Source organism: Microbacterium sp. (assembly GCF_041909575.1).
In the GTDB taxonomy this organism is placed as follows: domain Bacteria; phylum Actinomycetota; class Actinomycetes; order Actinomycetales; family Microbacteriaceae; genus Microbacterium.
The window spans coordinates 1-10,844 of the sequence record NZ_JAYRDE010000103.1; the positions used below are offsets into that span (position 1 = coordinate 1).

Sequence of the window (10,844 nt, forward strand, 5' to 3'; positions counted from 1 at the left end):
GATCCTCGCCGCCGGCGGCGTGCTGGCCCTGGTGCACGCGATCGTGCGCGGCAACGATGACGGCTGGGACTCGGCCGGCGTCATCGCCGAGATCGTCTTCGGCGCGCTGCTGATCGCCGCATTCGTCTTCTGGCAGACCAGGACGGCGGCGCCGCTCGTGCCCCTGCGGCTCTTCCGCGACCGGTCGTTCTCGGTGACCAACGTGATCGGCTTCGCCTTCAGCTTCGGCACGTTCGGCTCCGTGTTCATCCTCATCCAGTACCTGCAGGTCGTGCAGGGCTCGACGCCGTTCGAAGCGGCGCTGCAGACCACCCCCTGGACCCTCGCGCCGATGTTCGTGGCTCCGCTCGCCGGCCTGCTCGCCCCGCGCGTCGGCACGCGATTGCTCATGGTCACCGGCCTCGGCCTTCAGGCCGTCGCGCTCGGCTGGATCGCGGCGATCATGGCGCCCGACACCCCGTATCCGACGCTCATCGTGCCGTTCCTGATGGCCGGCATCGGCATGGCGCTCGTGTTCGCCCCCTCGGCGACGGCCCTGCTGGCCACCCTCGGGCTCATCGACCACGCGAAGGCCTCGGGAGTGAACTCGACGGTCCGAGAACTCGGCGTGGCTCTGGGCACGGCGGTGATGACGGCGGTCTTCGTGGGCGCCGGCGGCGCCCTCACCCCCGACCTCTACGTCGATGCCGCGCGGCCCGCGGTCTTCACCGGCGCGGCGGTGCTCCTCGCCGCAACGCTCGTGGCGCTGCTCCTGCCGGCGGGCCGCAGCGGACAGTCGACGGATGCCGCGGCGCCGGCCGCCCGCGACGACGAGGCGGAGCTCCAGCCCGTCGGCTAGCAGTGGGAGGGGCGGTGGGTCAGCCGCCCTTCCCGTGGAGGGCGCGCGTGAACGGGCCGTCCAGCAGGAAGAGCAGGAATGCGGCGGAACCCACCCACGGAGCGAGCACGATGATGACGGCCGCGATGAGGAGCGCGCTGAGCGACGAGCGACCGTAGGCCACAGCATCCGCCGCCGACAGACTCGGAAGCATCGCCTCGCGATGGCGCACCGCCCACTGCCACTGCAGCCAGGCGAACAGGATGGCGAGGAAGAACGTCACGGGCATCGCCAGCCGCCCCGCGAGGAAGGCCGAGTACTCCGTCGTGAGATTCGTCGCGAACGGCACCAGCACGACGAACAGCAGCCGGGCGTTGTTGAACCAGATCATCGCCGTGTCCACGCGGGCGATGTGCTCGAACTGCCGCACGTGCACCATCCACAGCAGGCACAGCAGCACGAAGCTCAGGGCGAAGTTCACGAAGAGGTAGCCCATGTCGGCGAGCGCCGCCCACATCTGCGCGTCGCTGGAAACCTCGCCGATGCCGTGCGTCGTGAGATCGAGCACCAGGAGAGTCGCCGCGATCGCGAAGACCCCGTCGGTGAAGGCCTCCACGCGCACCGTGCGCTGCGTCGCCGCCGGATGCCGCCGCTGCCGGATCATGAGCACAGCGTAACGACCGGCGGGCGCGCGAACGCGGACTGGGAGGATGGAGGCATGGGCGGGACGGCGGTGCGGGCGGAGTTCGTGGTCGTGGGCGGGGGCGCCATGGGACTGGCGACGACCTGGCAGCTGGCCCGGTCGGGTCACGAGGTCGTGCTCCTCGAGCGCTACCGTCGTGGGCACTCCCTCGGCGCCTCGCACGGTGCGACCCGCAACTTCAACAACGCCTACGGCGAGGACCACTACCTCGACCTCCTGCAGGCTGCCCGGGCCGGCTGGGACGACCTCGCACGCGCGACCGGTGAGCCGCTGCTGCGCCTGCACGGTCTCGTCACCCACGGCGACGACGCGGCCGTCGTGCGGGTGCACGAGGCGCTGACGGCGCGGGGCGAGCGAGCAGAGGTGCTCACCCCCGCCACCGCGCACGCGCGCTGGCGCGGCATGCGGTTCGACGGCGCCGTGCTCTTCACTCCCGATGCCGGCGTGGTGCGGGCGGATGCCGCGCTCGAGGCCCTCGAGCGCGCGGCCGTCGCCCGGGGCGCCGACATCCGATCCGGCCATGCCGTCGTCGGCATCGAGGAGACCGCCGATGCCGTGCGGATCGCCGTCGACGCCGCAGGCGAGCGGTACGACCTCCTCGCCTCGACCGTCGTGGTCACCGCGGGAGCGTGGACGACGGCCCTGCTCGGCCGCACGGTCGCGCTCCCGCGCCTCACCGTGACGGAGGAGAGCCCGGCGCACTTCGCGCCGCGCGATCCCGGCGATGTCTGGCCGTCGTTCAACCACCTGACCGGGGGTGATGCACCGGGCCATGCGCCGCATCCCGGCCACGTCTACGGCATGCCCACGCCGGGCGAGGGCGTCAAGGTGGGGCTGCACCACGTCGGCCCGGAGGTCGACCCCGACCGCCGCACGCTCCGGACGGTCCCCGCGCTGGCGACTCGGCTGCGCGACTACGTCGCGGAGTGGTTCCCCGGGCTCGACCCCGACACCGCGGTGCCGATCAGCTGCACCTACACCTCGACGGATTCCGAGGACTTCGTGCTCGACCGGCGCGGGCGCATCGTCGTCGGCGCCGGCTTCTCCGGGCACGGATTCAAGTTCACGCCGGCCGTGGGCGCCGTTCTCGCGGCCCTCGCGACCGACGAAGCCGCACGGGCGGCGCCGCCGTTCAGGCTGCCCGCCTGAGCGGGCTCAGCGCTTGTAGTTGGGAGCCTCGACGACGATCTGCACGTCGTGCGGGTGGGACTCCTTGAGCCCGGCGGCGGTGATGCGCACGAACTTCCCCTTGGCCTTGAGCTCGTCGATCGTCCGCGCCCCGACGTAGAACATCGACTGCCGCAGTCCGCCGACCAACTGGTACGCGACAGCCGAGACCGGGCCGCGATACGCGACCTGACCCTCGATGCCCTCGGGGATGAGCTTGTCGTCGCTGGGCACGTCGGCCTGGAAGTAGCGGTCCTTGGAGTAGGACGTCTTCTTGCCGCGCGTCTGCAGCGCGCCGAGCGAGCCCATGCCTCGGTACTGCTTGAACTGCTTGCCGCCCTGGAAGACGATCTCGCCCGGCGACTCGTCGGTGCCGGCGAGAAGCGATCCCAGCATGACGGTGTCGGCGCCGGCGACGAGTGCCTTGGCGATGTCTCCCGAGTACTGCAGGCCGCCGTCCGCGATCACGGGGATGCCTGCCTCGCGTGCGGCGAGGTAGGCCTCGTAGATCGCCGTCACCTGAGGGACTCCGACGCCCGCGACGACGCGGGTGGTGCAGATCGAGCCCGGCCCGACGCCCACCTTCACGGCGTCGACGCCCGCGTCGATGAGCGCCTGCGCGCCCTCGCGCGTGGCGACGTTGCCGCCGATCACGTCGATGTGGGCGAACGACGCATCGGCCTTGATGCGGCGGACCATGTCGATGACGCCGGCCGACTGGCCGTTGGCGGTGTCGACGACGATGACGTCGACGCCGGCGTCGCGCAGCGCCTCGGCACGCTGCCACGCATCGCCGAAGAAGCCGATCGCCGCGCCCACGCGCAAGCGGCCCTGCTCGTCCTTCGTGGCGAGCGGGTACTTCTCGCTCTTGTCGAAGTCCTTGATCGTGATGAGTCCCGCGAGCTTGCCCGCGTCGTCGATGAGGGGGAGCTTCTCGACGCGGTGCTGCGCGAAGAGCGAGATGACCTCGCCGGCGCTGATGCCCACGCGGCCCGTGACGAGGCCCTCGCTGGTCATGACGTCGCGGACCTTGGTCCCCTGGCGCTCGAAGCCGGAGACGAAGCGCATGTCGCGGTTGGTGACGATGCCGACCAGACGGCCCTCGTCGTCGATCACCGGGAGACCCGAGATGCGGTACGTGGCGCAGAGCGCGTCGACCTCCTCGATCGTGGCGTCGGGGGTCGTCGTGATCGGGTCGGTGATCATGCCGGACTCGCTGCGCTTGACGCGATCGACCATCGACGCCTGCTCCTCGATGGAGAGGTTGCGATGGATGATGCCCAGCCCGCCCTCGCGCGCGATCGCGATCGCGAGGCGGGCCTCGGTGACGGTGTCCATGGCCGCGGACAGGAGCGGTGTCGCGACCGTGATGCGGCGGGTGACTCGCGAGGACGTGTCGGCCTCGCTCGGGATCACATCGGTGTGCCCGGGCAGCAGCAGCACGTCGTCGTACGTCAGTCCGACGAAGCCGAAGGGATCGTTGTGCTCCATGGGTTCTCCTGCGCTCGCGGCGCGTTTCTCGGGGTGGGCGACGACGGCCGGTGCGCGGGGACGCTCCGTACTCGATTCTAAGCGCCGCGCGGACCGGTTTGTTCCCGCGGCGGGAGTGCGCCGGACGGGGTGACCGACCGCGCCCGCGCCCGCGTCACATTCCGATTCGATAGCGGCGCGCAGCGATAAGTAGGCGAAACACGGCGGACACATTACAGTCGTAGCGTCGTTCATCACGGCCGATGCGACCCGTCTGACATCGGTGCGCGTGGTGCCGCCCGACTGGAGGTTCTGTGGGTCCTACGACTGTGATCGCGAGGAGATACGCCCGTTGGGCGGTCGTCCTCGTCGGAGTGCTGATGGCTGCAGCGATGGTGCTGCTCGCCTCGCCGACAGGTGCGCATGCGGCCGCCACCGCACCGGACACCCCGGGGGGTGATCAGGAGCAGACGGACTTCTACTTCGGCGGACTCATCCAGAACGAGGGCGAGCCCGTCCCCGACGTGGTCATCATGGTCGAGGGCGGCGGCTTCGAGGCCGAGACCATCACCGACGACGAGGGCAAGTGGCGCCTGTACGTCCCGGAGAAGGACGAGTACGTCCTCACCGTCGACGAGTCGACGCTCCCCGACGGCGTCATCGTCGACCCGGCGCAGCTGCCCGAGGGCATCCAGCCCAAGGACGGCACGACCGCGTCCTTCGACGTCGCGTTCGGCGCGACCGGCACCAAGATCGTCAACCTCTTCCTCGGTGAGGGCGAGCGGGTGACGACGTCGTTCTGGGACCAGTTCGCCGAGCGCCTCATCAGCGGCCTCAACTTCGGCCTGCTGCTCGCCCTGGCGGCCGTCGGCGTCTCGCTGATCTTCGGCACCACCGGCCTCACCAACTTCGCCCACGCGGAGATGCTGACCTTCGGAGCCGTGATCGCCCTGATCTTCGGGGTCAACTTCGGCCTCCCGATGTGGCTCGTCATCCCCATCGTGGTCCTCGCGGGTGCGGCCTTCGGCTGGAGCCTCGATGCCGGCCTGTGGAAACCGCTCCGACGCAGGGGACTGGGCCTCGTGCAGCTCATGATCGTGAGCATCGGCCTCTCGCTCGCGATCCGCTACACCTACCAGTTCTTCCTCGGCGGGAGCACGTACCAGCTGCCCGGCGCCGGGTCGCCCCGCGACGTCCACATCGGGCCGATCTCCCTGTCGTGGATCGACGTGGCGTCGATGGGCATCTCGATCGTGCTGCTGCTGGCGGTCGCCTACTGGCTGCTGCGCACCCGCATCGGCAAGGCGACCCGCGCGATCTCCGACAACCCCGGCCTCGCGGCGGCATCCGGCATCAACGTCGACCGCGTGATCCGGATCGTGTGGATCCTGTCGGCATCCCTCGCCGCCGTCGCCGGTGTGCTGTGGGCCTACTTCCGCCCTGGCGTCAAGTGGGACATGGGCGTGCAGGTTCTGCTCCTGATCTTTGCCGCCGTCACCCTCGGCGGCCTCGGCACCGCGTTCGGCGCGCTCATCGGTTCGCTGATCGTCGGCATCCTGGTCGAACTCTCGACCCTGCTCGGCATCCCGCCGGACATGAAGTACGTCGGTGCGCTCGCGGTGCTGATCATCATCCTCCTGGTGAGGCCACAAGGCCTGCTGGGTCGTAAAGAGAGGCTGGGCTAGGCCATGGATTGGGGACAGATTCTCAACAACACGGCTTACTGGCTGTTCAGCCCCGAGACGATCGCATATGCGCTCGCGGCGACCGGTCTCGCCGTGCACTTCGGCTACGCCGGACTGCTCAACTTCGGTATGGCGGGCTTCATGGCGCTGGGCGCCTACGGGTACGCGATCTCGATCCTCTCGTTCGGCTGGCCCTGGTGGGTGGGCATCATCGTCGGATGCCTCGCATCCGTGGTCTTCGCGATCATCCTCGGCATCCCGACCCTGCGCCTGCGCGCTGACTATCTCGCCATCGTCACCATCGCGGCGGCCGAGATCGTGCGCCTGGCGCTGACGACGCAGCTGTTCGACGAGTGGACGAACTCGGCCGACGGGCTCGGCGGGTATCACGCGGGCTTCCGCGCGGCCAACCCGTTCCCCGAGGGGGTCTACGGATTCGGTCCGTGGCAGTGGACGGCCGATCAGCTGTGGGTCCGCGTCTTCGGCGCGATCCTGCTGGCGATCGCGGTCTACCTGGTGTGGGCGCTCATGCGCAGCCCGTGGGGCCGCGTGCTCAAGGGCATCCGCGAGGACGAGGACGCCGTGCGCTCGCTTGGCAAGAACGTCTTCGCCTACAAGATGCAGGCGCTCATCATCGGTGGCGTCTTCGGCGCGCTGGGCGGCGTGGTCTTCGCACTCCCCTCGGCCGTCGTCCCCGCGACGTACACCACCTCGCTCACGTTCTTCATCTGGACGATCCTGCTGCTGGGCGGCGCGGCGACCGTGTTCGGTCCCGTCATCGGCTCGGTGATCTTCTGGGTGATCATGGGCTTCCTCGGAAACGTCCTCCCGGCGCTGGCGAACTCGGGCATCCTGCCCATCTCGTCGGTGCAGGCGGGCACGCTCCGCTTCATCCTCGTGGGTGTCGCGCTCATGCTGATCGTGATCTTCCGCCCGCAGGGCATCTTCGGAAACAAGAGGGAGCTGACCTTTGTCAAGTAACAGCACTCCCGAGTCCGACGCCGGCGGCGCCACGCCGCCGGCGACCGGCTCCACCCCCGCCACCGGCGCGGTCTCGACCGCGACCGGCAGCATCCGTCGTCCCAAGACGACCGGCCTCGCGAAGGGCGAGTCCATCCCGGGCGTCGCCAAGAACGACCCGATCATGGTGATCGACAACATCACGCGGCGCTTCGGCGGCCTCACCGCCGTCGATGTGAAGCACCTCGAGATCCCCCGCGGCGCGATCACGGCGCTCATCGGCCCGAACGGCGCGGGGAAGACGACGCTCTTCAACCTGCTGTGCGGCTTCGACAAGCCGAACTCCGGGACCTGGTCGTTCGACGGCAAGAATCTGTCGGGGATCCCGTCGTTCAAGGTCGCCCGCCTGGGCCAGGTGCGCACGTTTCAGCTCACCAAGGCGCTCTCGCTGCTGACGGTGCTCGAGAACATGAAGCTCGGCGCGACGCAGCAGAAGGGCGAGCGGCTCCTGTCGAGCATCATCCCGGCCATCTGGCGCAAGCAGGATGACGCGAACGAAGAGAAGGCGATGGAGCTGCTCGCGCGCTTCAAGCTCGACGCGAAGGCCGAGGACTACGCGGCCTCGCTCTCGGGCGGACAGCGCAAGCTGCTCGAGATGGCTCGCGCCCTCATGAGCGACCCGACGCTCGTCATGCTCGATGAGCCGATGGCGGGTGTCAACCCGGCGCTGACCGAGTCGCTCCTCGACCACATCCTCGACCTGAAGGACCTCGGCATGACCGTGCTCTTCGTCGAGCACGACATGCACATGGTCCGCCACATCGCGGACTGGGTCGTCGTGATGGCCGAGGGCCGCGTCGTCGCCGAGGGGCCGCCCGACACCGTCATGCAGGACCAGGCCGTGATCGATGCCTACCTCGGCAGCCATCAGGACGTCGACCTCGGCGTCGTGACCGGCCGGGTCGCGGGCGAGCTCGACACCGCCGCCGTCGAACTGCTCGCGGAGATCAAGGAGGCCGAAGAGGCCGAGATCGCCGCAGCCGAGGAGGAGAACAAGTGAGCGAGTCCGCTACCGCACCTGGCAAGCTGTCCACCACCGGTGCCGGCTCGACCGAGGATGCCCGGACCGATCGCGTGGTCGTGGAGGTCACCGACCTCTACGCCGGCTACCTGCCCGGGATCAACATCATCAACGGTGCGAACCTCATCGCGCACAAGGGCGAGCTGATCGGCATCATCGGCCCCAACGGCGCCGGCAAGTCGACGCTCCTGAAGGCGATCTTCGGCATGGTGAAGGTGCGCTCCGGAGAGATCACGGTGAACGGCGAGAGCGTCGTCGGGCTCAAGTCCGACAGGCTCGTGACCCGCGGCGTCGGATTCGTGCCCCAGACCAACAACGTCTTCCCCTCGCTCACCATCGAGGAGAACCTGCAGATGGGCCTGTACCAGGCGCCGAAGCAGTATGCCGAGCGTCTGGACTTCGTGACCGGCATCTTCGCCGAGCTGGGCAAGCGCCTCAAGCAGCGCGCGGGCTCGCTGTCCGGCGGCGAGCGCCAGATGGTGGCCATGTCGCGTGCGCTCATGATGGACCCGGCGGTGCTGCTCCTGGACGAGCCCTCCGCCGGCCTGTCGCCCGTCCGTCAGGACGACGCGTTCATCCGCGTCTCCGACATCAACAAGGCGGGCGTGACGACGATCATGGTCGAGCAGAACGCCCGCCGCTGCCTGCAGATCTGCGACCGCGGCTATGTGCTCGACCAGGGCCGCGACGCCTATCACGGCACGGGACGCGACCTGCTGAACGATCCGAAGGTCATCGGACTGTACCTGGGCACGCTCGGCACCGAAGGCTGAGAGACGGCCCGAACGCAAGAGGAGAGCGGATGCTGCGGCATCCGCTCTCCTCTTTCGTTCATGCCGTGCGCCTCAGGCGCTCCTGGATCGCCCTGATGTGGGCCCCGAGGTCGCCCGCGGCGAGGAGCCCCGGCCCGAGCGGACCGGCCGAGTCGTCGCCCAGCGGCGGCAGCGTGCGCAGGGCGGAGGCGACGGGGCCGCTCATCCGCGCGACCTGCCACTCGAGCTCGTCGTCCGCGGCGCCGGGAGACGCCCTCGCGGCGAGCACTGCGGCCCGCGCGGCGTAAGCGGCAGCCCCGAGGGCATGCGCGCCCATGTGCGCCACTCCGGAGGCCTGAGCCGCCGCGCGCGCCGCTGCGGCGCCGGCCGGAGAGGACGCGGAGTGCGCGGCACGTCCCGCGACGAAGCGGCGCCGGATCTCGCCGGCCGCGGTGAGGTCTCCCCGCCCGAACGCGCGAGCGCGTTCGATCGCGTCGCGCGGGCGCTCATCGGCGGATTCGGCTTCGAACAGGGGCAGCACGCGCTCCGCGCAGTCCGCCGCCCAGACGGCGAGCAGCCGTCGGTCGGCTTCGCTCAGGGCTTGGGGAGAGGCCATGATCGCACTCTTCCACACGCGTCCCCGGGAACGGGGAAGGGCCCCGGATCGCTCCGGGGCCCTTCGCTGTGTCCGTCGAATCAGATGTCGATGCGAACGAAGGAGTTGTCGTCCTGGTACTGGAAGACGCCCACGGTCGCCTCGGTCGGGTCGCCGACCTCGTCGAACGTGATCGGGCCGGAGTAGCCGTCGTAGTCGGCCACGCCGCCACCGAGGATGATGTCGGCGCACGCGTCGTACGTGTCGCACTTCTCACCGCCGCCGTCGCCGCCGCCCGAGACCTCGACCAGCTTGCCCGCGACGTCAGCCGCGTCGGTCGAGTTGGCCGCGAGCGAAGCGAGCGCGAGCAGGATGACCGCGTCGTAGGACTCGTTGGCGTACGAGAAGTCGGTCAGCTCGGAGTTGCCCTCGCCGGTCCACCACTCGTTCAGCTCGGCCTGGAAGTCCTCCGGCGTCGCGGGGCCGGCGGGCGTGGTGCCCTTGGCGCCCTCGAGGCTCAGCTCGGCCGGCCACTTGTCGTCAGCACCGAAGTTCTTCAGGTTGCCGTCGACGAAGTACAGGTCCTCGGCGGGGTAGCCGGCCTGCAGGAGCGCCGGGCCGATCGTGAAGATCTCGTCGAACGTGATCAGGACGATGGCGTCGGGGTTCGAGGCGAGCAGCGCGCTGACCTGAGCATCGAACGAGGTGTCGCCCGTGTTGTACGACTGCTCCTCGACGATCGTGCCGCCGGCGCCCGTGAACGTCTCCTGGAAGACCTCGTTGAGGCCGGTGCCGTAGGAGTCGTTCAGGTAGAGCACCGCGACGTTCTCGCGACCGTCCTCGGCGACCAGGTTGCCGAGCACCTCACCCTGGAGCTTGTCCGAGGGGGCGGTGCGCCAGTACAGGCCGTCGTCGTCCCAGTTGGTGAAGTCCAGCGACGTGTTGGCGGGCGAGAACACGATGATGCCCGCCGCGACGGCGTCGTCGAGGAAGAGCTTGGTCACACCCGAGGAGGCGGCGCCGATGGCGGCGGTGACGCCCTCCGAGATGAGGGTCTGGATCGTGGTCGCGTACGCCTTGTTGTCGGTGTCACCCGAGTCGCCCCACACGATGTCGTCCATCGTGAGGCCGGTGGTGTCGGCGTAGTCGTTGACGTGCTTGGCGGCAAGTCCCACGCCTGCTTCCTCGGGCGGTCCGAGGAACGACAGGCTGCCCGTCTGCGGCAGGATGGTGCCGATCTTCAGGGTGAGGTCGCGCTCCTCGGTGGGAGGGGCGCTGGTCTCGCCGCCCGTACCGCCACCGGCGCAGCCGGCGAGGACGAGGGCGCTGGCGCCGGCGAGCGCGACGACGCCTGCGAGGGCGGACTTGCGCGAGCGGGTGAAGACGCTCATATTGCTCCTTGCTGTGATGTACGACGGGCGCGGCGTCGGGAGCCGGCCCAGTGTCCCTAACCTAACCATCCGGAGCGTTCTGCAGTGTTGCCATTCGTTAACGATGTGTAACGGCTCGAAAGCGCTCTCTCACCGGCGCCGGCCCGGAGCCCTGGCCGCGGACGCCGGCAATACCCCGACCGGGTATATCCTTGAGGAGACGTACCCCTCTGGGGTATCCGAT

At 69.5% G+C, this 10,844-nt stretch carries 10 protein-coding genes; 6 read left to right on the top strand and 4 right to left on the bottom strand.

All coding sequences use genetic code 11. From position 1 onward, the window contains the following. On the top strand, window positions 1-838 hold an 838-nt coding region (locus ACE3O1_RS12565), incomplete at its 5' end, for an MFS transporter (protein WP_374315544.1). Between the two features lie 19 nt (window positions 839-857). On the opposite strand, the gene ACE3O1_RS12570 is transcribed toward ACE3O1_RS12565, so the two are convergent. After that, a complete protein-coding gene (locus ACE3O1_RS12570; RefSeq protein ID WP_374315546.1) occupies window positions 858-1,481 on the bottom strand; it encodes a TMEM175 family protein in 624 nt (207 codons plus the stop codon). A 54-nt stretch (window positions 1,482-1,535) separates the two neighbouring features. Here ACE3O1_RS12570 and ACE3O1_RS12575 point away from each other — a divergent pair, with 54 nt between their 5' ends. Beyond that, window positions 1,536-2,669, top strand: a complete 1,134-nt coding sequence (locus ACE3O1_RS12575; RefSeq protein WP_374315548.1) for an FAD-dependent oxidoreductase — start codon at window positions 1,536-1,538, stop codon at window positions 2,667-2,669. Between the two features lie 6 nt (window positions 2,670-2,675). Here the strand turns inward: ACE3O1_RS12575 and guaB are convergent, their stop codons facing one another. Continuing rightward, entirely contained in the window at window positions 2,676-4,178 is a 1,503-nt protein-coding gene (gene guaB, locus ACE3O1_RS12580) for an IMP dehydrogenase (protein WP_374315550.1), read from the bottom strand. A gap of 359 nt (window positions 4,179-4,537) precedes the next feature. Here guaB and ACE3O1_RS12585 point away from each other — a divergent pair, with 359 nt between their 5' ends. Genes ACE3O1_RS12585 through ACE3O1_RS12600 form a run of 4 tightly spaced genes read left to right on the top strand, consistent with a single transcriptional unit; the run spans window position 4,538 to window position 8,656 of the window. Next, on the top strand, window positions 4,538-5,842 hold the full coding sequence (locus ACE3O1_RS12585) for a branched-chain amino acid ABC transporter permease (RefSeq protein WP_374315552.1): 1,305 nt from the start codon (window positions 4,538-4,540) through the stop codon (window positions 5,840-5,842). A gap of 3 nt (window positions 5,843-5,845) precedes the next feature. Beyond that, window positions 5,846-6,823 (top strand): branched-chain amino acid ABC transporter permease, encoded by a 978-nt coding sequence (locus tag ACE3O1_RS12590; protein ID WP_374315554.1) that lies wholly within the window; start codon window positions 5,846-5,848, stop codon window positions 6,821-6,823. Beyond that, the gene (locus tag ACE3O1_RS12595) at window positions 6,813-7,862 is read left to right on the top strand and encodes an ABC transporter ATP-binding protein (protein ID WP_374315556.1); all 1,050 of its coding nucleotides are present in this window, start codon (window positions 6,813-6,815) and stop codon (window positions 7,860-7,862) included. The genes ACE3O1_RS12590 and ACE3O1_RS12595 overlap by 11 nt, the downstream gene beginning before the upstream one ends. 26 nt (window positions 7,863-7,888) lie before the next feature. Beyond that, window positions 7,889-8,656, top strand: coding sequence for an ABC transporter ATP-binding protein (locus ACE3O1_RS12600; protein WP_374315562.1), 768 nt, complete (start codon window positions 7,889-7,891; stop codon window positions 8,654-8,656). A 58-nt stretch (window positions 8,657-8,714) separates the two neighbouring features. On the opposite strand, the gene ACE3O1_RS12605 is transcribed toward ACE3O1_RS12600, so the two are convergent. Both ACE3O1_RS12605 and ACE3O1_RS12610 read right to left on the bottom strand, forming a co-directional pair. Next, window positions 8,715-9,251 (bottom strand): putative immunity protein, encoded by a 537-nt coding sequence (locus tag ACE3O1_RS12605; protein WP_374315558.1) that lies wholly within the window; start codon window positions 9,249-9,251, stop codon window positions 8,715-8,717. Window positions 9,252-9,331: 80 nt separating this feature from the next. Then, entirely contained in the window at window positions 9,332-10,621 is a 1,290-nt protein-coding gene (locus ACE3O1_RS12610) for an ABC transporter substrate-binding protein (protein WP_374315560.1), read from the bottom strand. Window positions 10,622-10,844 lie beyond the last annotated feature (223 nt).

Bases quoted from the DNA above. Each gene is read 5' to 3' on its own strand.
- ACE3O1_RS12570 (WP_374315546.1), bottom strand. From the start codon at position 1,481: ATGATCCGGCAGCGGCGGCATCCGGCGGCGACGCAGCGCACGGTGCGC.
- ACE3O1_RS12575 (WP_374315548.1), top strand. From the start codon at position 1,536: ATGGGCGGGACGGCGGTGCGGGCGGAGTTCGTGGTCGTGGGCGGGGGC.
- guaB (WP_374315550.1), bottom strand. From the start codon at position 4,178: ATGGAGCACAACGATCCCTTCGGCTTCGTCGGACTGACGTACGACGAC.
- ACE3O1_RS12585 (WP_374315552.1), top strand. From the start codon at position 4,538: ATGGCTGCAGCGATGGTGCTGCTCGCCTCGCCGACAGGTGCGCATGCG.
- ACE3O1_RS12590 (WP_374315554.1), top strand. From the start codon at position 5,846: ATGGATTGGGGACAGATTCTCAACAACACGGCTTACTGGCTGTTCAGC.
- ACE3O1_RS12605 (WP_374315558.1), bottom strand. From the start codon at position 9,251: ATGGCCTCTCCCCAAGCCCTGAGCGAAGCCGACCGACGGCTGCTCGCC.
- ACE3O1_RS12610 (WP_374315560.1), bottom strand. From the start codon at position 10,621: ATGAGCGTCTTCACCCGCTCGCGCAAGTCCGCCCTCGCAGGCGTCGTC.